The organism is Polaromonas sp. (assembly GCF_030689685.1).
Taxonomy (GTDB): domain Bacteria; phylum Pseudomonadota; class Gammaproteobacteria; order Burkholderiales; family Burkholderiaceae_C; genus Polaromonas.
Map to the genome: position 1 here is coordinate 16926 of NZ_JAUYEY010000030.1, position 19673 is coordinate 36598.

Consider the following 19673-nt stretch of genomic DNA (forward strand, 5'->3'; position numbering starts at 1 on the left):
CGGCGCCGGGTTCGGGCCAGGCTCAGGTCGAATTCAAGCCGGGTTGTCGATGTCGATGAACTGGTGCGCCAGGCCGAACTGCGCCGCCACATGCGCCGCCACCGCCGGCGCGCCGTAACGCTCGGACGCGTGATGGCCGCAGGCGATAAAGGCCACACCCATCTCCCGCGCACAGTGCGCCTGCGGCTCCGAAATCTCGCCGGTGATGAAGGCGTCGGCCCCGGCGGCAATCGCGTCCTCGAAGTAGCCCTGCGCGCCACCGCTGCACCACGCTATGTTTTCAATAGCTGTATGCGCCCGCCCGACAAGGGTTACAGGCCGATTTAATGCATTTTTGACGTGCTCGGCGAGTTGCTCAGCGCTGTCAAACCCTGCCGCACCGCCGCTGCGTCCGCCGAGGAATCCCAGCTGGTTGTCGCCAAACCAGCGATCTGCCTTCAGCCCGAGCCGTAGGCCCAGCTGCGCGTTGTTGCCGAGCTCGGGGTGCGCGTCCAGCGGCAAATGATAGGCGTAGAGGTTGATGTCGTGCGCCAGCAGCAGCGCCAGGCGCTTCTTCATCCAGCCCGTGACCCTGCCGTCCTGGCCGCGCCAGAACAGGCCGTGGTGCACAAAAATCGCATCCGCCTGCGCGACGACGGCCGCCTCGATCAGCGCCAGGCTGGCGGTGACGCCCGAGACGATCTTGCGCACCTCGGCCTTGCCCTCGACCTGCAGGCCGTTGGGCCCGTAGTCCTTGAAAGCCTCGGGCTGCAGCAACTGATCAAACGCGCCCAGCAACAAGGCGCGCGGCGCAACCACCGCATCCTGAACGGTCACGGTAAAAAACCTTCGACCGACAGGTAACGCTCGCCGGTGTCGTAGTTAAAACCCAGCACCGTGCTGCCTGCAGCAATCCCGGGCAGCTTCTGTGCAATCGCCGCCAGCGTTGCGCCTGAGGAAATGCCCACCAGCAAGCCCTCTTCGGCGGCGCAGCGGCGCGCATAGTCTTTGGCGGCATCTCCCTCGACTTGGATCACGCCGTCGAGCAAAGCCGTCCGCAGGTTGGCCGGAATGAAACCCGCGCCTATGCCCTGAATGGGGTGCGGCGACGGTTTGCCGCCGCTGATGACGGGCGAGGCTGCGGGTTCCACCGCAAACACTTTCGTGGCCGGGAATTTGGCTTTCAGCACCTGCCCCACGCCGCTCAGGTGACCGCCGGTGCCGACGCCGGTGATCAAGTAGTCCACACCCTGCGGGAAGTCGGCGATGATTTCCTGCGCCGTGGTGCGCACATGCACCTCGATGTTGGCCGGGTTGTCGAACTGCTGCGGCATCCAGGCGCCCGGCGTTTTAGCGACCAACTCTTTGGCATGGGCAATCGCGCCGTTCATGCCCTTTTCACGCGGCGTCAACTCAAAGCTCGCGCCGTAGGCCAGCATCAGGCGGCGCCGCTCAATGCTCATGCTGTCGGGCATCACCAGCACCAGTTTGTAACCCTTGACGGCGGCCACCATCGCCAGGCCGACACCCGTGTTGCCAGAGGTCGGCTCGATGATGGTTCCGCCGGGTATCAGCGCGCCCGACTGCTCGGCGGCTTCGACCATGCTGAGCGCGATGCGGTCCTTGATCGAGCCGCCGGGATTGCTGCGCTCGGACTTGATATAAATCTGGTGCGTCTGGCTGGCCGGCCCGAACAGGCGGTTGATGCGGATGTGCGGCGTGTTGCCGATGATGGCGAGAACGCTGGAGGCTTTCATGGCAAATCCTTGAGGTTGTGCTGCAAATTATGGCCGTTCCCATGTCCATGGCTGGTGGAAAGACCCGTAAATTGGGCGAAAATTGCGGTTACCGCCCTGCCTTCAAGCCTGAACTCCCAGGCCCCGGCCGCTTTATCTTCTGGACCCACCATGCGCAAATTCTGGCTTCTGTTTTCCCAAACCGTGACGGTGCTGCTGGCCGCCTACTTTGTGGTCGCCACCCTGCAGCCGCAATGGGTCAACCGGCAGGCGCTGGGCAATGCTATTTCGGTGATTGAAGCGCCTGCAGGCCCGGACGGCAGCGCCGCGCCCGCCGGCAGTTTTGCCGCTGCCGCCAAAGCCGCCTCTGCCGCCGTCGTCAGCATCAACACCAGCAAGGCCGCAGCACGCAACCCCAACATGAACGACCCCTGGTTCAGGTTTTTCTTTGGCGACCAGGGCGGTCAAAACGAGCCCCAGGTGGGCCTGGGCAGTGGCGTCATCGTCAGCCCGAGCGGCTACATCCTGACCAACAACCATGTGGTCGAGGGAGCGGACGACATCGAGGTCATCCTCAACGACACCCGCAGGGCAAAAGCCAAAGTCATAGGCACCGACCCCGAGACCGACCTGGCCATCCTGAAGATCGAACTCGACAAATTGCCGGTCATTGTGCTGGGCAGCTCGGACACGCTGCAGGTGGGCGACCCGGTGCTGGCCATCGGCAACCCGTTTGGCGTGGGTCAGACGGTGACCAGTGGCATCGTCAGCGCCCTGGGGCGCAACCAGCTGGGTATCAATACCTTCGAGAATTTCATCCAGACCGATGCCGCCATCAACCCCGGCAATTCAGGCGGCGCGCTGGTGGACACACAGGGCCGCTTGCTGGGCATCAACACCGCGATTTATTCGCGCTCGGGCGGCTCCATGGGGATTGGTTTTGCCATTCCGGTGTCCACCGGCAAACAGGTACTCGAAAGCATTGTGAAAGATGGCCAGGTCACGCGTGGCTGGATTGGGGTAGAGCCCCAGGATCTGAGCCCGGAAGTGGCCGAGGCCTTCGGCATCAAACCCGAGGCGGTGAAGGCTGGCGGCGTGATCCTCACCGGGGTGCTGCAAAACGGCCCGGCCGCGCAAGCCGGAATTTTGCCGGGCGACGTGATCACCGATGTGGCCGGTAAACCGGTGCGCACTGTGACCGAGCTGCTGAGCGCGGTGGCCGGCCTCAAGCCAGGTACATCGGCGCCGCTGGGTGTACTGCGCAAGGACAAAAAGACCGACATCGCGGTGGTACCGGGCACCCGGCAGCGGCCGAAAATCCAGCGCTGAAACCCCAGAAGATCCGCGAGTCGCTATCTTTTTTATAGCTGCTTTCTCACGCCCGATATGGGCTGCAGGTCAATTTCATCTCAAGGTTTGGCAGCTTCGGGGTCTTCGGGTGCCTGCGTATGTTTGATGAAGAACCGCGCCGCCCAGATGCCCACCTCGTACAAAATGCACATCGGAATCGCCAGTGCCAGTTGCGACACCACGTCCGGCGGCGTGACGATGGCGGCCACCACAAAGGCCAGCACGATGAAATAGCCGCGGAAGTTTTTGAGCTTCTCGATGCTGACGATGTTCATGCGCGCCAGCACCACCACCGCAATCGGCACCTCAAAAGCCATGCCAAAAGCCAAAAACATGCTCAGCACAAAACCGAGGTAAGCCTCGATGTCGGGCGCCGCCACAATCGATTTGGGCGCAAAGCTCTGGATGAACTTGAACACCTGGCCAAAAACGAAGAAGTAGCAAAACGCCACGCCGACAAAAAACAACAGCGTGCTGGACACCACCAGCGGCATCACCAGTTTTTTCTCGTGCGTGTACAGGCCTGGCGCCACAAAGGCCCAGACCTGGTACAGCACCACTGGCAGGGCCAGCATGAAAGCGGCCATCAACAAAATCTTCAAGGGCACCAAAAACGGCGAGATCACCGAGGTGGCGATCAGCGAGGCGCCCGCCGGCAGGGTGGCCACCAGTGGTGCGGCCAGCAGGTCAAACAACACAGCGGGGCCTGGCCAGATGGCCAGCAGGCCGGCGGCGACACCGATGGCGATCACCACCCGAATCATCCGGTCGCGCAGCTCCATCAGGTGCTGCACAAAAGGCTGCTCGGTGCCCGCGAGTTCGTCGGGCTTGTCGGTGTGGGGGTCGCTCATGGAGTTTTTGCGCTGGAAGAAAAAGACGCGGGGCTGCGCGCGGGTGGCAGTTTAGGAGAAGTCAGCCCTTGTGGCTGGAGGACACGCCGGGACGGGGGCGATAACGCGCCACACGGGCCGCGCCCGACAGCGCCTTGGTCCGCACGCCGGAGCGGGCCTTGTACCACTGCGGCGTGGCACCCGCCTTGAGCCGCCAGTTTTTCTTCGGGTGTTTGTATTCGGGCAGTGTGATCATGCCGGGCAACTCTTCGCTGGAGGCGGTGCCGGTGGTTTCTGCCCAGGATTTTTCAAAGTCGCTGGTATTGGTCTGGATGGAGTTTTCGACATCGCGCGCAGCACCCTCCATGGACTCCTTCATCTTCTTGAGCTCGTCGAGCTCCATTGAGCGGCTGACCTCTTGCTTGACGTCAGACACATAACGCTGTGCCTTGCCGAGCAACATACCCACGGTACGCGCGACACGCGGCAGCTTTTCAGGGCCAATCACGATCAGCGCCACCGCGCCTATCAGCGCGATCTTGGACAGGCCGATGTCGATCATGCGAGGTCAGGCGAGTGCAAGACGAACCACGGCTCGGGGAGCAGCGCAGCACACGCAGTGGCAAGCGTGGGAGCGAACATCCTCAAGACTTTTGCTTGGCTTCCACGTCGATCGTGGTTTTGTCGGCGGTCTGCGCATGGCTGACCTGACCGGCAGGCGCGGCGGCGGCTTTTTCGTCAGCGGTCTGACCACCTTCTTTCATGCCGTCCTTGAAGCCCTTGACGGCGCCGCCCAGGTCGCCACCCATGTTTCTGAGTTTTTTGGTGCCGAACACCATCACGACGATCAGCAGCACGATCAGCCAGTGCCAAATGGAAAATGAGCCCATGTTTCTCTCCTAAGCTTTAATTGCAATGTTGCACAAGGTTAGGGCCATTCTAAAGGCCTTGCGCCCCGCTGCGCCTGAATAGCCCTGCACGACCACCCCTGTAACCAAGGGTTCATCTGGGGCGCAACGGCGGCCCCGCAAGTGGGGATTTACCCTTCCACGAACGGAGGACTCTTTAACTCAACCGGGGCTGCGGGTCCGGCTTCGCCGGCCCGCAGGCGCAGCGCCCCCTCGGGGCTGGCGCCTGCGGCTCCGAACCTGCTTGAGCAGGTTTGGACAGGGGGCAGAAGCGAAGCCTCTGGCGAGCGGCGGCCTGCAAGGTGCAGCGACCCGCGCAGCGGCGGAGCGTGGGGGCTAACCTTTTGCCCAGGGCCGCGGGCCGCCCATCACATGAATGTGCAGGTGATGCACTTCCTGGCCGCCCTCCGCGCCGGTGTTGGTAACAATGCGAAAGCCACCTTCGGGGTAGGGTTTGCAGCCTTTTTCAACAGCCAGCCGGGGCGCCAGCGCCATCATGCGGCCCAGCAGCGCCTCATGCGCCGGCCCGACCTGCGCCATCGACGCGATATGCGCCTTCGGGATCATCAAAAAATGCACCGGCGCCCACGGGTTGATGTCGTCAAAGACAAAGATGTCGGCGTCTTCGTAGACCTTGCGGCTGGGGATTTTTCCGGCAGCGATTTTGCAGAAAATGCAATTGTCGTCGTGGGCGGGGCTGGGCTGGCTCATGGTCGGCTGGGGTGGGGTTGACTCAAAGTTCAGGCTGCGAGGTGGCCGGGCGCAGGCTGTTGAAACGCAGCCAGCCGCGAATGCAGCGGTACAGGTACCAGAGCCAGACGATGCCGTAGGCGATCATGCCGGGCAGCACAAACAACAGCCACAGCGGCGACAGCAGCACCAGCCACATCAGCGTCCACCAGAAGGTCTGGATCATGTAGTTGTGGTGGTCGATGTACAGCACATCCGTCTCCTCGCTGCGGCGCACGTAGTTGACGATCAGCGCGACCACCGCGAAGATGCCGCCACTGAACCAGGCCAGCGTGTGCAGACCGTACAGCACATGCATGACGATACGGTCATTCGGGCTTTTAGTGTCGAACTCGGCCAGGTTGGTCTCGCTCATGGTCTCTCCTCTGGTTGGCTGCGTATAGCTGATCTATTTTTCGGCGTCTTCGCGGTCCTGCGCCTTGCGCAGGGCTTTTTCCTCGATGCCGCTGATGCCCTCGCGGCGCTCCAGCTCGGCCATCACGTCGGCCGGCGACAGGCCGTAGTGGGCCAGCGCAATCAGGCTGTGAAACCACAGGTCGGCGACTTCGCCGACCAGTTTGGCATGGAGTTCAGGTGTCGCGCCACCGTGGTCGATGTCTTTGGCCGCCATCACGGTTTCAGTGGCTTCCTCGCCAATTTTTTTCAGGATGGCGTCCGGGCCCTTGTGCAGCAGGCGCGCGACGTAGCTGGTGTCGGGGTCGCCGCCCTGGGCCGGTTTGCGGCTTTCGATGATGCGCGCCAGGCGCTGCAGGGAGTCGTTGGAAGTCATGGCTTGTTCTTGTCTATTTGTAGATGCTTGTCGGGTCTTTCAAGACCGGCTCGGTCACCACCCACTGACCGTCTTTGTAAAGACTGAAAAAGCAGCTGTGGCGGCCGGTGTGGCAGGCAATGCTCGGTTCGTGGCCGAGCTGGGTCACCTTCAGCAGGATCACGTCGTTGTCGCAGTCCAGGCGGATCTCGTGCACCGTCTGCAGGTGGCCGGATTCCTCGCCCTTGTGCCACAGGCGCCCGCGTGAACGGCTGTAATACACGGCCTGGCCAAGTTCGGCAGTTTTTTGCAGCGCCTCGCGGTTCATCCAGGCAAACATCAGCACGTCGCCGCTGCCAGCTTCCTGCGCAATCACCGGGATCAGGCCCTTGTTGTCCCACTGGATGTCGTCTAGCCACTTCATCGTTCTATTGTCCGTGAAATGCGGGGCCCACACGCAGCAGCGCTGACTGCAGGCATTCACTATCAAATTTATAGCTGCTTGCGCCCGCCAGACGGGGGCTGGAGACCGAAAAGACTTGGAACTACAGACGGACCGGGATGCCGCGTGCCGCCATGTGGACTTTTGCCTGTTGCACCGTGTATTCGCCGTAATGAAAAATGCTGGCGGCCAGTACCGCGTCGGCACCGCCCAGCTGGATGCCGTCGGCCAGGTGGTCCAGGTTGCCGACGCCGCCCGAGGCGATCACCGGCACGCTGACGGCGTCGCTGACAGCGCGGGTCAACGCCAAGTCGAAGCCGGACTTGGTGCCGTCACGGTCCATGCTGGTAAGCAAAATCTCGCCGGCGCCACGGGCTGCCATTTCGGTGGCCCAGGCGACGGCGTCCAGGCCGGTGTTCTTGCGGCCACCGTGGCTGTAAACGTCCCAGCCCGGCCCGCGCGTCAGCGCTTGCTCGTCGGAGCGACGTTTGGCGTCGATGGCCACCACGATGCACTGGGCGCCGTATCTGGCTGAGGCGTCTTCAATCACCTGCGGATTGGCCAGCGCGGCCGAGTTGAAACTGGTCTTGTCGGCGCCGGCATTGAGCAGGCGGCGCACGTCGTCGACGGTGCGCACACCACCGCCCACCGTCAGTGGAATGAAGACCTGGGAGGCCACCGCTTCAATGATGTGCAGGATCAGGTCGCGCCCATCGCTGGTGGCGGTGATGTCGAGAAAGGTCAGCTCATCGGCACCCTGCTCGTGGTAACGCGCGGCAATCTCGACCGGGTCCCCGGCATCGCGCAACTCGACGAAATTCACGCCCTTGACCACGCGGCCACCGGTCACATCCAGACAGGGAATGATTCGTTTAGCTAACATTTAGCCCCCACCCTCACCCACTGCGAGCCTGCGGCGGTTCCCTGCCCCTTGCACCGGGAAAGGGACCGCTGCGCCTGCGGCCCGGCAAAGCCGGTTCTGCGGCTCCTGCTGGCATGAAGAGCTGCCCCTCCTGGCCGCTTCGGGGAGTTATCCATTCAATTCGTCGGCGCGGGCCTGGGCAAGGGCAAAGTCCAGGTCGCCGCTGTAAATCGAGCGGCCGCAGATCACGCCTTCAACGCCCTCATCCTCCACCGCGCACAGGGCGTCAATGTCGGCCATGTTGGACAGGCCGCCGGAGGCGATCACCGGGATCGTCAGCGCCTGCGCCAGCTTGACGGTGGCTTCGATGTTGATGCCGCTGAGCATGCCGTCGCGGCCGATGTCGGTGTAGATGATGCCTTCGACGCCGTAGTCCTGGAATTTCTTGCCGAGGTCAACCACCTCGTGGCCGGTCATCTTGCTCCAGCCGTCGGTGGCGACCTTGCCGTCCTTGGCATCGAGGCCGACGATGATGTGACCACCGAAGGCAGTGCAGGCGTCCTGCAGAAAACCGGGGTTTTTCACTGCGGCCGTGCCGATGATGACGTAGCGCAAGCCGGAGTCGAGGTAACGCTCGATGGTGTCCAGGTCGCGAATGCCGCCGCCGAGCTGCACATCGATCTCGCTGCCGACCTCGGCCAGGATCTTCCTGATCGCAGCCTCGTTTTTCGGCTTGCCGGCAAATGCCCCGTTCAGGTCCACCAGGTGCAGGCGGCGTGCGCCCTTGTCGACCCAGCTGCGCGCCATGGCCGCCGGGTCTTCGCTGAAAATAGTGGACTGGTCCATGTCGCCCTGTTTGAGGCGCACACAATGGCCGTCTTTCAAGTCAATCGCGGGGATGAGTAGCATGGGCAGTGAGGCTGGCGGTGGATGGGAGGGGGAACGCGAAGGGAGAAAAAAGGCGTGCAGCGGCTGGCGGAAGGACTTCAGGGGTTCCAGTGCAGGAAGTTGCGGTACAGGGCCAGGCCGTGGTCTGCGCTTTTTTCGGGGTGAAATTGGGTCGCAAAAATATTATCGCGTGCCAGTGCCGCCGTAAAGCGGGCGCCATAGTCGGCAAAACCCGCAGTGTGGCGCGCATCCGACGGCTTGGCGTAAAAGCTGTGGACGAAATAGAAGTAGGCGCCGTCGGGCACGCCGTCCCACACCGGGTGCGGCGCTGCGCCATCGGCAACGGTCTGGTAGACCTGATTCCAGCCCATCTGCGGCACCTTGTAGCGGCTGCCGTCGGGCTGGGTACGACCCGCCAGGTCAAATTTGACCACCTCGCCGGGGATCAGGTTCAGGCCGGCGGTGCCCGCGCCGCCGTCCCCGGGCTGGCCTTCCTGGCTGTGCGTGAGCAGCATTTGCATGCCGACGCAGACGCCGAACAGCGGTTTGTTCGCCGCGGCATGCTGCACGGCTGGCAGCATGCCGGAGTCGGCCAGCTCGCGCATGCAGTCGGCAATCGCGCCCTGCCCCGGCAGCACCACACGTCCGGCCTTCATGACCTCGTCAGCGCGCGAGGTGACGATGACCTCGACGCCGCTGCCTTGCGCCACGTGCTGAACTGCCTGCGACACCGAGCGCAGATTGCCCATGCCGTAATCGACCACGGCGACTGTTTTGAGAGTTGCCATCAGGATGGAAATTTGCTATTGTTTTTATAGCTGATTGCGCCCGTGCAGCAAGGGCTAGAGGCCAAAAACATATCTGAGTTTGCTACAGCGAGCCCTTGGTCGAAGGAATCACGCCGGCGGCGCGGGGGTCGATCTCCAGCGCCATGCGCAGGGCCCTGGCAAAGGCTTTGAACACGGTTTCGGCCTGGTGATGCGCGTTGTCGCCCTTGAGGTTGTCGATGTGCAGGGTGACAAAGGCGTGGTTCACAAAGCCCTGGAAGAACTCGTAGGCTAGCTGGCTGTCGAAGCTGCCAATCATGCCGCTCTTGAAAGGCACATGCATGTCCAGCCCGGGCCGGCCCGAGAAATCAACCACCACGCGCGACAGCGCCTCGTCCAGCGGCACATAGGCATGGCCATAGCGGCGCAGGCCTTTTTTGTCGCCCACTGCCTGCGCCACCGCCTGCCCGAAGGTGATGCCCACGTCTTCCACCGTGTGGTGGCCGTCAATGTGCAGGTCACCTTTGGCCTGGATGTCCAGATCGATCAGACCGTGCCTGGCAATCTGGTCCAGCATGTGGTCGAAAAAGCCGATGCCGGTGGACAGGCTGGCCTTGCCGGTGCCGTCAAGGTTGAGCTTGACGGTGATCTGGGTCTCGGCGGTGTTGCGCGAAACCTCGGCGGTTCTCGGAGCAAGGGAAGCCATGGCGGTAGGGGTGGTCATAGTGATTCTTTAAGGGCGGCCAGCATCTGCGCGTTTTCGTCAGCGGTGCCGACGGTCAGGCGCAAACAATTGACCAGCAATGGGTGCATTTTAGAAACGTTTTTGACCAGAACACCGCGCGCGCGCATGCCTTCGAAGGTTTTGGCAGCGTCGGGTACGCGAAGCAAGATCATGTTGGCGTCGCTTTTCCAGACCTTGGTACCCGGCAGGGCCTGCAAAGCTGCAAAAACAATAGCGCGCTGTGCCCGCAGGGCCAAGGCTTGCTCTGCAAAAACATCCGCATGTTCGAGCGCAAACAGCGCGCATTCGTAGTTCAGCACACTGATGTTGTAGGGCGGGCGCACCTTGTCCACCTCGGCAATCAACGCCTTGGGGCCCATCATGTAGCCGATACGCACGCCGGCCAGGCCGAACTTGCTCATGGTGCGCATCAGCAGCACATGGCTGTGCCGGGCGATGCGGTCGACGTAGCTCTTGCTGGAAAACGGCTGATAAGCCTCATCCATCACCACAAGACCGGGCGCGGCCTGAATGATTTTTTCAATCACTGCGTCGTCCCACAGATTGGCGGTCGGATTGTTTGGGTAGGCGATGTAAATGATGGAGGGCTGGTGTTCGGCAATCGCGGCCAACATGGCGGTTTCGTCGAGTTCAAAATCCGGCGTGAGTGGCACACCGATGAACTTCAGGCCCTGCAACTGCGCGCTCATGCCATACATGACAAAACCGGGCAGCGGCGCAAGAATCGCGCCGCCATCTACGTCGCAGGCCATGGCCAGCAGCGAGATCAGCTCGTCCGAGCCATTGCCCAGCATGATGTCAAAGCCTTCAGGCATGTGCGCGTGCTCGGCCAGCGCCTTGCGCAGGTCGCTGATACGGCCGTCCGGGTAGCGGTTCAACGCCAATGCACCCAGGCGCTGTCCCAGGTGTGCCTGCAGCGCGGCGGGAAGGCGGTGCGGGTTTTCCATCGCGTCGAGCTTGACCATGCCGACCGAGTCCTGGATGGCATAGGCGTGCATGGACTGCACGTCTTTGCGAATACGCGCCAGTGCGCCTGAGCTTGCGGGGAGCGACATCAAATCAAACCAATCTCGGACGGGACCATGCGAAAAGGATTGATGATTTTCACCGCATCCATTTGCTGGTTGTGTTGCAAATCTTCGGTCAGCACAAACGCGCAACCTGATTGAGAGGCTGCAGCAATGATGAGTGAATCCCAGTAGCTGGTGCCGAATCTTGCCTCAAAGCCCCAGGCGGTCTCAACGGTCTGGTGGTCAATCTGCCAAGGTTGCCAGAGTTGAAAGCGGCGCACCTTGGCTCGGGCATCGCCTTGTGGCATACCGAGCTTGCGGGTGACGTTGGCGTAATACTCATTGAGAACCTGGGTACTCAAGCGACCCAACCTCTGCTGCCACAGCGCCAACAACCATTGCCTGGCCAGCACCTGTTTGTCCAGATCACGCCCATCGTCGGCGTACAACAACACGTTGGTGTCAACGAAAACGGTCAAGCCGCTCGGCATAAATCTCTTCACGATTGGGGTAGGGTTGCCCGTTGGAGACAAAGCCGGATGTGTCGGCCATCCACTCGCGCATGGCGCGCTCATAGGCGTCGTCATGGCGCATTTTTTCCGCCAACATTTCACCCACCAGCCTTGAAACGCTGGTATTGCGCCGGGCCGCCTCGATACGCGCCCAGTCTGCCACTGGGTCATTCATGGTGATGGTCACGTTTTTCATGCATCAATAATACACTATTTTCGTGTAACACGGAGTTAGTGTATTAAACTACTTCAGACGCATCTCAGCCGCACGCGCATGTGCCTGCAGGCCCTCACCATAAGCCAACTCGGCGGCGATTTTCCCCAGGCTCTGCGCGCCGGCTTCGCTGACCTCGATCAGGCTGGAGCGTTTCTGGAAGTCGTAGACACCCAGCGGGCTGGAAAAACGTGCGGTGCCACTCGTGGGTAAGACGTGATTCGGGCCGGCGCAGTAGTCGCCCAGGCTTTCACTGGTGTAGGCACCAAGAAAAATCGCGCCAGCGTGTTTGAGCAGCGGTTCCCAGCGGTGCGGGTCGCGGCTGGAAACTTCCAGGTGTTCGGGCGCAATCCGGTTGCTGATCGCGCAGGCTTCTTCCATGCTGCGCGTCTGGATCAGCGCGCCACGGCCATTGAGTGATTTGGCGATGATTTCTGCACGCGGCATGCCGGGCAGCAGGCGATTGATCGCAGCCTGCACCGCGTCAAGGTAGTCCGCGTCAGGGCACAGCAGAATGCTTTGCGCCAGCTCGTCGTGTTCGGCCTGGCTGAACAGGTCCATGGCCACCCAGTCGGCCGGTGTGCTGCCGTCGGCGAGCACCAGGATTTCACTGGGGCCGGCAATCATGTCGATGCCGACGGTGCCGAAGACACGCTTTTTGGCGCTGGCCACGTAGGCATTGCCGGGACCGGTGATCTTGTCGACCTTGGGAACCGTCTGCGTGCCGTAGGCCAGAGCCGCCACGGCCTGCGCGCCACCAATCGTGAAGGCGCGCGTGACACCAGCCACGTAGGCGGCGGCCAGCACCAGCGCGTTTTTTTCGCCGCGCGGCGTGGGCACCACCATGATGATCTCGCCGACACCGGCCACATGGGCAGGAATCGCATTCATCAGCACCGACGACGGATAGGCCGCCCTGCCGCCCGGCACATAAATGCCGGCGCGGTCCAGCGGCGTGACCTTCTGGCCCAGCAGTGTGCCGTCGGTATCGCGGTACTGCCAGCTTTCACCGCTGGCCTTTTTCTGGGCCTCGTGGTAGCTGCGCACGCGGACCGCCGCAGCCTGCAGCGCCTCGCGCTGGGCGTTTGGTATCGCATCGAACGCGGCCTTGAGTTCGGCCTGCGTCAGTTCCAGCGCCTGCAGCGAAGCCACATCGAGGTGGTCGAAGCGCCGGGTGTACTCCAGCACGGCGGTGTCACCGCGCCGCTGCACGTCTACCAGGATGTCAGCGACAACTTTTTCGATGGCCGCATCGGTGTCAGCCGACCAATGCAGACGCGCCGTGAGTTGGGCATCAAATGTGGCGTCAGCCGTTGACAGGCGGGCGGGAGCAGCTATCAATTTCATAGTAAATCCAGAATGGATTGAACAAGGAGTTAAAGGAGGTCAAGGAGAACCCCAAAAATCTCATTTTTTTTGATCTCCTTTAACTCCTTCTTCAACGGGTATTGATGGCACCCGCAAAGGCGTCGATGATGTCCCGAAGCGGCGCCTGCTTGAGCTTGAGCGCCACCTGGTTGACCACCAGGTGCGAGCTGATGTCCATGATGCGCTCAACCTCCACCAGGTGGTTGGCCTTGAGCGTGTTGCCGCTGCTGATCAGGTCGACAATCGCGTCGGCCAGGCCAGTCAGCGGCGCCAGCTCCATGCTGCCGTAGAGCTTGATCAGGTCGACGTGCACGCCCTTGGTCGCGAAAAAATCGCGCGCGATGCTGACGAACTTGGTGGCCACCTTCAGGCGCGAGCCCTGTTTGACCGCGGCTTCGTAATCGAAACCGTCGCGCACAGCGACGCTCATACGGCATTTGGCGATCTGCAGGTCCAGCGGCTGGTACAGGCCCTGGCCGCCGTGTTCGATCAGTGTGTCCTTGCCGGTCACGCCGATGTCGGCACCACCGTACTGCACATAAGTCGGCACATCGGTGGCCCGCACCAGCACCACGCGCACATCGGCGCGACTGGTGCCAAGGATCAGCTTGCGGGATTTTTCCGGGTCTTCCAGAACCTTGATGCCCGCCGCTTCGAGCAGCGGGAGGGTTTCGTCGAAGATGCGGCCTTTGGAAAGTGCGAGCGTGATCATGACTTGAGCCTCTCGATGTCCGCGCCTATGCCGCGCAGCTTGGCTTCCATCTGGTCGTAACCGCGGTCCAGGTGGTAAATGCGGTCAATCAGCGTCTCGCCCTCAGCCACCAAACCGGCGATCACCAGGCTGGCGGACGCGCGCAGGTCGGTCGCCATCACGGTGGCGCCCGAGAGTTTTTCCACACCTTCGATGATCGCAAATTTGCCATCAATCTGGATATTTGCACCCAGGCGCACCATCTCGTTGACGTGCATGAAGCGGTTTTCGAATATCGTTTCAGTGACCTTGCTGGGGCCTTCGGCAATCGCGTTGAGCGCCATGAACTGGGCCTGCATGTCGGTCGGGAAGCCCGGGTATTCGGTGGTGCGGAAGGATTGCGCCTGCATGCGCCCCGAGGCCTGGACCCGAATGAAGCCGTCGCCGGTGGTGATCACGGCACCGGCGTCGCGCAGCTTGTCGATCACGGCTTCCAGGTGGTCGGCGCGGCCATGGCGCAGCACCACATCGCCGCCTGCGGCTGCCACGGCACACAGAAAGGTACCGGTCTCGATGCGGTCGGCCACCACCTGGTGCGTGCAGCCGTGCAGGCGCTCCACGCCCTCAATGCGGATGCGGCTGGTCCCATGGCCTTCGATCTTGGCGCCCATCTTGATCAGCATCTCGGCCAGATCGCCGATCTCCGGCTCCTGCGCCGCGTTTTCGAGAATGGTTTCGCCCTCGGCCAGGCTGGCCGCCATCATGAAATTCTCGGTGCCGGTGACAGTGACCATGTCGGTCGTGATGCTGCAGCCCTTGAGGCGCCCGCGCCGGCCAGTGGGCCCGGCCGGCAGTTTGGCAATCATGTAGCCGTGTTCGACCACGATGTCAGCGCCCATGGCTTGCATGCCCTTGATGTGCTGGTCCACCGGCCGCGAGCCGATGGCGCAGCCGCCGGGCAGCGAGACCGTCGCTTCGCCGAAACGCGCCAGCAGCGGACCCAGTGCCAGCACCGACGCGCGCATGGTCTTAACCAGCTCATACGGAGCCTCGGGCGAGCTCAGGCCGCCGGCATTGATCAGCACCGCGCCCGCACTGCCCTCGACACGTTCGGCGCTCACGCCCATGTTGCGTACCAGCTTGAGCATGGTGGCTACGTCCTGCAGGCGCGGTACGTTTTCCAGCGTCACCGGCTCGGCCGTCAGCAGGGCCGCGCAGAGCTCGGGCAGGGCGGCGTTTTTGGCGCCGGAGATATCGACGGTGCCGGCCAGCGCCCTGCCGCCCTTGATCAGTAGTTTGTCCATGAGCTTATTCTGCGGGGTGGTTGGCCCATTCGGAGGGCGTGTAGGTTTTCATCGACAGCGCATGTACCTCGTCGGTCTGCATGCGCCCACCCAGCGTGGCATACACCCGCTGGTGGCGCTGGATCAGGCGCTGGCCCTCAAAAGCGCTGGAGACCACGGTGGCATACCAGTGCCTGCCGTCGCCGGTCAGGGCAATGTGTTCGCAAGGCAGGCCTGCGGCAATGAGGGCTTGAAGTTCTTCGCTGGTCATGGTGTTCCGTGGATCTGGTCAGTGTCTGATTTTGTAGCCGATGCGCAGCAAATTTACCGCGATGCCGCTGACCACCAGCAAGGCAGTGCCTACGATGACCAGACTCAACCAGGGCGAGACATCGCTGACACCGAAAAAGCCGTAACGAAAACCGTCGATCATGTAGAAAAACGGGTTCAGGTGGCTGATGGTCTGCCAGAACGGCGGCAGGGAATGGATGGAGTAAAACACGCCGCTCAGAAAGGTCATGGGCATGATGACAAAGTTCTGGAAAACCGCCATCTGGTCGAACTTCTCCGACCACAAACCTGCGATCAGCCCCAAGGCGCCCAGCAAGCCGGCACCCAGCAGGGCAAAAACCACAATCCACAGCGGCGCCACAAAACCCGGCTGGCCGAAATAAACGGTGACGGCAAACACCCCCAGCCCAACCGCCACCCCGCGCACGATGGACGATCCCACATAGGCACAAAACCAGGCCCAGTGCGACAGCGGCGTGAGCAGCACAAACACCAGACTGCCCATGATTTTGCTCTGGACCAGCGAGGAAGAGGTGTTGGCAAAGGCGTTTTGCAGCACGCTCATCATCACCAGACCGGGCACCAGGAAGGCGGTGTAGCTGACCGTGCCATACACCTTGACCTGGTCCTGCAGCACATGGCCAAAAATCAGCATGTACATGACGGCCGTGAGAATCGGCGCACCGACGGTCTGGAAACCAACTTTCCAGAAGCGCAACACTTCCTTGTAAAAGAGCGTCTGCCAGCCGATCATGAAAAGATGGCCTCCACGCCGGTCACTTCGTGTACTGCGCTACCCCCCGAGGGGGCGCATTTTTCCTGGGAGCGGCCCGGCGGAAAAACATCCCCCGCGCATGGCCTGACGCAACGCTTGTTGATAGTCATGCGCTCACCCCGATTTTTTTCGCCATTACTTCTAGAAACACATCTTCGAGGTCGGCCTTGCGGATCTCGACATCCTCGGCCACCAGCCCAGCCTCGCGGATGGCGCTGAGGTAGTGCTCGATCTCGTTGGCATTGTGCGCGGGCAGTTGCACGATGCGGCCGGTGATGCGCGCCTTGTCGGCAATCGTCTTTGGCAGTTCACTGTCAATCTTGAACCGGAGCACATTCGAGGAAGCGGTCTTGAGCAGCTCCGACGTTGTAGCCAGCGCCACTATGCGGCCCTGCTTGAGCATGGCAATGCGACTGCACAAGGCCTCGGCCTCTTCCAGGTAATGCGTCGTTAGCAACACGGTACTGCCTTGCTTGTTGAGTTTGGCGATGAATTGCCACAGGGTCTGGCGCAGCTCCACGTCCACGCCGGCGGTCGGCTCGTCGAGCACAATGACCTGCGGTTTGTGCACCAGCGCCTGCGCCACCAGCACCCGGCGCTTCATGCCCCCAGATAGTTGGCGCATGTTGGCGCTGGCTTTGTCCGACAGGCCCAGGCTGGCCAGCAGTTCGTCGATCCAGTCGTCATTGTTCCTGACACCGAAATAGCCGGACTGGATACGCAGCGCCTCGCGCACCGTGAAAAAGGGGTCAAACACCAGCTCCTGCGGCACCACGCCCAGCTTGCGGCGCGCCGCAGCATAGTCGGTGACCACATCGCTGCCATGCACCGTGACGGAGCCACTGGTGGCGCGCGACAGGCCCGCCAAAATGCTGATCAGTGAAGTTTTACCGGCCCCGTTCGGCCCGAGCAGGCCAAAAAACTCACCCGGCTGGATGTCGAAGCTGACATCGTCCAGCGCCCTGAGCCCAGGGCCGGAGCGGAAGTTTGTGTTGGGGTAATTCTTGGAGACAGACTGAAAGGAGATGGCGGGCATGAGCCCGCTATTTTAAGGCGCAAGCCGACGGCTTCACCGCGCCTTGCCCGGAAAAGGGCATTGGCGCAACCTGAAAAAGCCCCTCAGGCAGCAGGAAGCAGCGCTTCGACGCCGTACAGACCCGCCAGGCGGCGCAGGCGCTCGGGCAGCCCCTGCACCGAAAACGTCTTGCCGTCCGCCAGCGCCTGGCGACGGCAAGCCAGCAAGACGGCCAGCGCGGAAGAGTCAAACTCTTGCAGCGCACTGGCGTCCGCGACTACCTCGGCACTGGTCACGCCCGCCTGCATAGCGCTTAGCGCGCGCACCGACGACGCGGCAAGGTCGTGTCTGAGATAGGCAGGAAGGGTCAGCACCGCAGCCGCCAGATCAGGACTTTTTACCCGTGTTGGACTTGTTTCGCTCGGCCAGCGCAGCTATCAGGCCATCGACGCCCTTGGCGGAGATTTCCTGCGCAAACTGGGTACGGTAGGTCTCCACCAGCCAGATGCCGAGCACGTTGAGGTCATAAATCTTCCAGCCGGAGGCGGTCTTTTCCATGCGGTAGTCGAGCTGGATCGGGTCGCCGCGGCCGATGACCTCGGTACGCACCTGCACCTCGGTGTCTGCCGCCGCAGCGCGCAACGGTTTAACGCTGACCGTCTGGTCTTTGACTTGGATCAATGCGCCGGAATAGGTGCGTACCAGCAGGGTCTTGAACTCATCTTGCAGGCGCTTTTGCTGCTCAGGCGTCGCCTGGCGCCAATTCCGACCCACAGCCGAAGCGGTCATGCGCGTGAAATTGACGTGAGGCATGACCTTGCCGTCCACCAGCGCGATGATTTTCCCGACATCGCCGCCCTGGATCGCCTTGTCGGACTTGATAGCGTCAAGCACCTCGGTGGACGTGCGCTTGATCAGGGCATCGGGCGCTTCGTCGGCGGCGCGCACCGCAGGGCCTGCAGCCAGCAGGGCCGATGCGAGGGAAACGCCAACAACATAGCTAAAAATTCGACGGTTCATGGTTTTCTTTCAGGTCGGAACAAATGTTGGCTCGATCAGCCGCGCAGACAGCGAATGCTAGCTATAGCTGAATGGCGAACAAAAGTTGGACTGGGATTATTCTGTGGAATTCGGGCCATCAGGTGAAGTTATGGCTCTGTCTTGTAAATGTTCTTTACTTCGCAGGCGCTTTTTCAGGCAGGTCGTAGCGCTCTTCGGCGTCGCCGTTGGATTCCAGAACGGCGCCACGCCGCTGCAGGTAGGCATCACGCGTGAAGCTGTATTTGTCCAGCGCGGCCTGGTCCAGCACCTCACCAGCGCGCAGCAGGCTGGCGCGCAGGTCCACTGCGCGCAGCAGATACAGCGAGTTGCGGGCGGAAACATCATGCACATGGTTCACCAGATCTCCCTTGGTGTCGACCACCAGGGCAGCCGTGTCACGCACGGTCGAGGGGCCGAGGATGGGCAGCACAAGATAAGGGCCGGTACCCACGCCCCAGCGTCCCAGCGTCTTGCCGAAATCTTCGCGGTGGCGCTCGATGCCCATCTCGGTTGCCCAATCCAGCAAACCGCCCAGACCGATGGTGGTGTTGACGCTGAAACGCATCAGGCTGTCGCCGGCCGCCTGGGGACGCCCCTGCAGCAGGTTGTTGACCATGGACCAGACCTCGGTGAGGTTGCTGAAGAAGTTGTTGACGCCAGTGCGGACCGGCGACGGCAGCACATCCTGGTAAACCTGCGCGACCGGCTTGACGATGGCCTCGTCCAGGCCTTCGTTGAAACGGCTCACGCTGCGGTTGAAGGGTTCAAACGGGTCCCGTGGGTTGGGTCCAGTGGCGCAACCCTGCAGCAATGCAAGAGCGAGCAGGCCAGCCCACAGGTTGGCAAGTTTCATTGGGGTTCGTGTTTTCATTTTTTATCGTTGGTCCCTGTCGGCGCCGCAGTCGTCGAAGTGGCGCTGCTGTCTGCCGCCTTGCTGTACAAAAACTGACTGATCAAATTTTCCAGCACCACGGCCGACTGGGTCTGCTTGACTACGTCGCCCGCCGCCAGATTTTTCTCGTCAGCACCCGCCTCAATCCCGATATATTGCTCCCCCAACAGGCCACTGGTGAGTATTTTCAGTGAGCTGTCCTTGGGAAAAACATAGCGGCTCTCCATCGCCAGATTAACACTCGCTTGATAGGATTTGTCATCAAACGTAATATTTTCAACGCGTCCCACGATGACGCCCGCACTTTTTACGGCGGCGCGTGGTTTTAAACCACCAATATTGTCAAATTTCGCCACCACCGCATACGATTTGTCGAAGCTAAAGGTCAGCAGATTGGCAGACTTCAGTGCAAGAAACAACAAGGCCGCCGCGCCAGCCAACACAAACAGACCGACCCACAGATCATTTTTGGAGTGTTGCATCAGGGTTCCTTAAAAAGACCGCCGGTGGCGTACACCGGACAGTGGGGATAGGTGGAATTTTCGCATTGGAAGGACTGTTTTCCGGAGTGACAAA

General features: G+C 61.6%; 28 protein-coding genes. 1 reads left to right on the top strand and 27 read right to left on the bottom strand.

Features of this window, described 5'->3' with window-relative positions; genetic code table 11:
* Positions 1-33 precede the first annotated feature (33 nt).
* Genes Q8O29_RS07935 through Q8O29_RS07945 form a run of 3 tightly spaced genes read right to left on the bottom strand, consistent with a single transcriptional unit; the run spans position 34 to position 1888 of the window.
* Positions 34-816 carry a Nif3-like dinuclear metal center hexameric protein gene (locus Q8O29_RS07935; RefSeq protein WP_305561579.1) on the bottom strand — a complete coding sequence of 261 codons (783 nt, stop codon included), beginning with the start codon at positions 814-816 and terminating at the stop codon, positions 34-36.
* A complete protein-coding gene (cysK, locus tag Q8O29_RS07940) occupies positions 813-1736 on the bottom strand; it encodes a cysteine synthase A (RefSeq protein ID WP_305561581.1) in 924 nt (307 codons plus the stop codon). Before cysK ends, Q8O29_RS07935 begins: the two co-directional genes overlap by 4 nt.
* Positions 1733-1888 carry a hypothetical protein gene (locus Q8O29_RS07945; protein ID WP_305561583.1) on the bottom strand — a complete coding sequence of 52 codons (156 nt, stop codon included), beginning with the start codon at positions 1886-1888 and terminating at the stop codon, positions 1733-1735. The genes cysK and Q8O29_RS07945 overlap by 4 nt, the downstream gene beginning before the upstream one ends.
* On the opposite strand from Q8O29_RS07945, the gene Q8O29_RS07950 reads away from it, so the two are divergent.
* The gene (locus Q8O29_RS07950; RefSeq protein WP_305561585.1) at positions 1887-3044 is read left to right on the top strand and encodes a trypsin-like peptidase domain-containing protein; all 1158 of its coding nucleotides are present in this window, start codon (positions 1887-1889) and stop codon (positions 3042-3044) included. The two genes, Q8O29_RS07945 and Q8O29_RS07950, sit on opposite strands and share 2 nt — an antisense overlap.
* Positions 3045-3124: 80 nt before the next feature.
* On the opposite strand, the gene tatC is transcribed toward Q8O29_RS07950, so the two are convergent.
* The 24 genes from tatC to mlaD form a co-directional block, all read right to left on the bottom strand.
* Positions 3125-3916 carry a twin-arginine translocase subunit TatC gene (gene tatC, locus Q8O29_RS07955; RefSeq protein ID WP_305561587.1) on the bottom strand — a complete coding sequence of 264 codons (792 nt, stop codon included), beginning with the start codon at positions 3914-3916 and terminating at the stop codon, positions 3125-3127.
* A 61-nt stretch (positions 3917-3977) separates the two neighbouring features.
* The gene (gene tatB / locus Q8O29_RS07960; RefSeq protein WP_305561589.1) at positions 3978-4457 is read right to left on the bottom strand and encodes a Sec-independent protein translocase protein TatB; all 480 of its coding nucleotides are present in this window, start codon (positions 4455-4457) and stop codon (positions 3978-3980) included.
* 82 nt (positions 4458-4539) lie between these two features.
* Positions 4540-4785: a Sec-independent protein translocase subunit TatA gene (gene tatA / locus Q8O29_RS07965; RefSeq protein ID WP_305561591.1), complete on the bottom strand. Its 246-nt coding sequence runs from the start codon at positions 4783-4785 to the stop codon at positions 4540-4542.
* A 354-nt stretch (positions 4786-5139) separates the two neighbouring features.
* Positions 5140-5514 (bottom strand): histidine triad nucleotide-binding protein, encoded by a 375-nt coding sequence (locus tag Q8O29_RS07970; protein ID WP_305561593.1) that lies wholly within the window; start codon positions 5512-5514, stop codon positions 5140-5142.
* A 22-nt stretch (positions 5515-5536) separates the two neighbouring features.
* Complete coding sequence (locus tag Q8O29_RS07975) at positions 5537-5908, bottom strand: hypothetical protein (RefSeq protein WP_305561595.1); 372 nt, start codon at positions 5906-5908, stop codon at positions 5537-5539.
* A gap of 33 nt (positions 5909-5941) precedes the next feature.
* Positions 5942-6322 carry a phosphoribosyl-ATP diphosphatase gene (locus Q8O29_RS07980; protein ID WP_305561597.1) on the bottom strand — a complete coding sequence of 127 codons (381 nt, stop codon included), beginning with the start codon at positions 6320-6322 and terminating at the stop codon, positions 5942-5944.
* 13 nt (positions 6323-6335) lie between these two features.
* The gene (hisI, locus tag Q8O29_RS07985) at positions 6336-6725 is read right to left on the bottom strand and encodes a phosphoribosyl-AMP cyclohydrolase (RefSeq protein WP_305561599.1); all 390 of its coding nucleotides are present in this window, start codon (positions 6723-6725) and stop codon (positions 6336-6338) included.
* 121 nt (positions 6726-6846) lie between these two features.
* Entirely contained in the window at positions 6847-7626 is a 780-nt protein-coding gene (gene hisF / locus Q8O29_RS07990; protein ID WP_305561601.1) for an imidazole glycerol phosphate synthase subunit HisF, read from the bottom strand.
* Positions 7627-7773: 147 nt separating this feature from the next.
* Positions 7774-8514, bottom strand: a complete 741-nt coding sequence (gene hisA / locus Q8O29_RS07995; RefSeq protein ID WP_305561603.1) for a 1-(5-phosphoribosyl)-5-[(5-phosphoribosylamino)methylideneamino]imidazole-4-carboxamide isomerase — start codon at positions 8512-8514, stop codon at positions 7774-7776.
* Positions 8515-8591: 77 nt separating this feature from the next.
* Complete coding sequence (gene hisH / locus Q8O29_RS08000) at positions 8592-9281, bottom strand: imidazole glycerol phosphate synthase subunit HisH (RefSeq protein WP_305561605.1); 690 nt, start codon at positions 9279-9281, stop codon at positions 8592-8594.
* A gap of 82 nt (positions 9282-9363) precedes the next feature.
* Positions 9364-9984 (bottom strand): imidazoleglycerol-phosphate dehydratase HisB, encoded by a 621-nt coding sequence (gene hisB / locus Q8O29_RS08005; protein WP_305561607.1) that lies wholly within the window; start codon positions 9982-9984, stop codon positions 9364-9366.
* Positions 9981-11060: a histidinol-phosphate transaminase gene (gene hisC, locus Q8O29_RS08010; RefSeq protein WP_305561609.1), complete on the bottom strand. Its 1080-nt coding sequence runs from the start codon at positions 11058-11060 to the stop codon at positions 9981-9983. Before hisC ends, hisB begins: the two co-directional genes overlap by 4 nt.
* Positions 11060-11494: a PIN domain-containing protein gene (locus Q8O29_RS08015; RefSeq protein ID WP_305561611.1), complete on the bottom strand. Its 435-nt coding sequence runs from the start codon at positions 11492-11494 to the stop codon at positions 11060-11062. Before Q8O29_RS08015 ends, hisC begins: the two co-directional genes overlap by 1 nt.
* On the bottom strand, positions 11478-11723 hold the full coding sequence (locus Q8O29_RS08020; RefSeq protein WP_305561613.1) for a CopG family transcriptional regulator: 246 nt from the start codon (positions 11721-11723) through the stop codon (positions 11478-11480). The genes Q8O29_RS08015 and Q8O29_RS08020 overlap by 17 nt, the downstream gene beginning before the upstream one ends.
* Positions 11724-11771: 48 nt before the next feature.
* The gene (gene hisD / locus Q8O29_RS08025) at positions 11772-13088 is read right to left on the bottom strand and encodes a histidinol dehydrogenase (protein ID WP_305561615.1); all 1317 of its coding nucleotides are present in this window, start codon (positions 13086-13088) and stop codon (positions 11772-11774) included.
* 91 nt (positions 13089-13179) lie between these two features.
* Positions 13180-13821: an ATP phosphoribosyltransferase gene (hisG, locus tag Q8O29_RS08030; protein WP_305561617.1), complete on the bottom strand. Its 642-nt coding sequence runs from the start codon at positions 13819-13821 to the stop codon at positions 13180-13182.
* Positions 13818-15104, bottom strand: a complete 1287-nt coding sequence (murA, locus tag Q8O29_RS08035) for a UDP-N-acetylglucosamine 1-carboxyvinyltransferase (protein WP_305561619.1) — start codon at positions 15102-15104, stop codon at positions 13818-13820. The genes hisG and murA overlap by 4 nt, the downstream gene beginning before the upstream one ends.
* Positions 15105-15108: 4 nt before the next feature.
* A complete protein-coding gene (locus Q8O29_RS08040) occupies positions 15109-15354 on the bottom strand; it encodes a BolA family protein (protein ID WP_305561621.1) in 246 nt (81 codons plus the stop codon).
* An 18-nt stretch (positions 15355-15372) separates the two neighbouring features.
* Positions 15373-16128, bottom strand: a complete 756-nt coding sequence (locus tag Q8O29_RS08045; protein ID WP_305561623.1) for an ABC transporter permease — start codon at positions 16126-16128, stop codon at positions 15373-15375.
* Positions 16129-16255: 127 nt separating this feature from the next.
* Positions 16256-17185: an ABC transporter ATP-binding protein gene (locus tag Q8O29_RS08050; RefSeq protein WP_305561625.1), complete on the bottom strand. Its 930-nt coding sequence runs from the start codon at positions 17183-17185 to the stop codon at positions 16256-16258.
* Positions 17186-17268: 83 nt separating this feature from the next.
* Positions 17269-17538, bottom strand: a complete 270-nt coding sequence (locus tag Q8O29_RS08055) for a lipid asymmetry maintenance protein MlaB (protein ID WP_305561627.1) — start codon at positions 17536-17538, stop codon at positions 17269-17271.
* A gap of 13 nt (positions 17539-17551) precedes the next feature.
* Entirely contained in the window at positions 17552-18184 is a 633-nt protein-coding gene (locus Q8O29_RS08060) for a phospholipid-binding protein MlaC (protein WP_305561629.1), read from the bottom strand.
* Between the two features lie 154 nt (positions 18185-18338).
* Entirely contained in the window at positions 18339-19058 is a 720-nt protein-coding gene (locus tag Q8O29_RS08065) for a VacJ family lipoprotein (RefSeq protein ID WP_305561631.1), read from the bottom strand.
* Between the two features lie 14 nt (positions 19059-19072).
* A complete protein-coding gene (mlaD, locus tag Q8O29_RS08070) occupies positions 19073-19579 on the bottom strand; it encodes an outer membrane lipid asymmetry maintenance protein MlaD (protein ID WP_305561633.1) in 507 nt (168 codons plus the stop codon).
* Positions 19580-19673: the final 94 nt, after the last annotated feature.

Excerpts from the sequence above, each read along its gene's own strand:
- cysK (WP_305561581.1), bottom strand. The coding sequence starts at position 1,736 with ATGAAAGCCTCCAGCGTTCTCGCCATCATCGGCAACACGCCGCACATC.
- Q8O29_RS07950 (WP_305561585.1), top strand. The coding sequence starts at position 1,887 with ATGCGCAAATTCTGGCTTCTGTTTTCCCAAACCGTGACGGTGCTGCTG.
- Q8O29_RS07945 (WP_305561583.1), bottom strand. The coding sequence starts at position 1,888 with ATGGTGGGTCCAGAAGATAAAGCGGCCGGGGCCTGGGAGTTCAGGCTT.
- tatC (WP_305561587.1), bottom strand. The coding sequence starts at position 3,916 with ATGAGCGACCCCCACACCGACAAGCCCGACGAACTCGCGGGCACCGAG.
- tatB (WP_305561589.1), bottom strand. The coding sequence starts at position 4,457 with ATGATCGACATCGGCCTGTCCAAGATCGCGCTGATAGGCGCGGTGGCG.
- tatA (WP_305561591.1), bottom strand. The coding sequence starts at position 4,785 with ATGGGCTCATTTTCCATTTGGCACTGGCTGATCGTGCTGCTGATCGTC.
- Q8O29_RS07970 (WP_305561593.1), bottom strand. The coding sequence starts at position 5,514 with ATGAGCCAGCCCAGCCCCGCCCACGACGACAATTGCATTTTCTGCAAA.
- Q8O29_RS07975 (WP_305561595.1), bottom strand. The coding sequence starts at position 5,908 with ATGAGCGAGACCAACCTGGCCGAGTTCGACACTAAAAGCCCGAATGAC.
- Q8O29_RS07980 (WP_305561597.1), bottom strand. The coding sequence starts at position 6,322 with ATGACTTCCAACGACTCCCTGCAGCGCCTGGCGCGCATCATCGAAAGC.
- hisI (WP_305561599.1), bottom strand. The coding sequence starts at position 6,725 with ATGAAGTGGCTAGACGACATCCAGTGGGACAACAAGGGCCTGATCCCG.
- hisF (WP_305561601.1), bottom strand. The coding sequence starts at position 7,626 with ATGTTAGCTAAACGAATCATTCCCTGTCTGGATGTGACCGGTGGCCGC.
- hisA (WP_305561603.1), bottom strand. The coding sequence starts at position 8,514 with ATGCTACTCATCCCCGCGATTGACTTGAAAGACGGCCATTGTGTGCGC.
- hisH (WP_305561605.1), bottom strand. The coding sequence starts at position 9,281 with ATGGCAACTCTCAAAACAGTCGCCGTGGTCGATTACGGCATGGGCAAT.
- hisB (WP_305561607.1), bottom strand. The coding sequence starts at position 9,984 with ATGACCACCCCTACCGCCATGGCTTCCCTTGCTCCGAGAACCGCCGAG.
- hisC (WP_305561609.1), bottom strand. The coding sequence starts at position 11,060 with ATGTCGCTCCCCGCAAGCTCAGGCGCACTGGCGCGTATTCGCAAAGAC.
- Q8O29_RS08020 (WP_305561613.1), bottom strand. The coding sequence starts at position 11,723 with ATGAAAAACGTGACCATCACCATGAATGACCCAGTGGCAGACTGGGCG.
- hisD (WP_305561615.1), bottom strand. The coding sequence starts at position 13,088 with ATGAAATTGATAGCTGCTCCCGCCCGCCTGTCAACGGCTGACGCCACA.
- hisG (WP_305561617.1), bottom strand. The coding sequence starts at position 13,821 with ATGATCACGCTCGCACTTTCCAAAGGCCGCATCTTCGACGAAACCCTC.
- murA (WP_305561619.1), bottom strand. The coding sequence starts at position 15,104 with ATGGACAAACTACTGATCAAGGGCGGCAGGGCGCTGGCCGGCACCGTC.
- Q8O29_RS08040 (WP_305561621.1), bottom strand. The coding sequence starts at position 15,354 with ATGACCAGCGAAGAACTTCAAGCCCTCATTGCCGCAGGCCTGCCTTGC.
- Q8O29_RS08045 (WP_305561623.1), bottom strand. The coding sequence starts at position 16,128 with ATGATCGGCTGGCAGACGCTCTTTTACAAGGAAGTGTTGCGCTTCTGG.
- Q8O29_RS08050 (WP_305561625.1), bottom strand. The coding sequence starts at position 17,185 with ATGCCCGCCATCTCCTTTCAGTCTGTCTCCAAGAATTACCCCAACACA.
- Q8O29_RS08060 (WP_305561629.1), bottom strand. The coding sequence starts at position 18,184 with ATGAACCGTCGAATTTTTAGCTATGTTGTTGGCGTTTCCCTCGCATCG.
- Q8O29_RS08065 (WP_305561631.1), bottom strand. The coding sequence starts at position 19,058 with ATGAAACTTGCCAACCTGTGGGCTGGCCTGCTCGCTCTTGCATTGCTG.
- mlaD (WP_305561633.1), bottom strand. The coding sequence starts at position 19,579 with ATGCAACACTCCAAAAATGATCTGTGGGTCGGTCTGTTTGTGTTGGCT.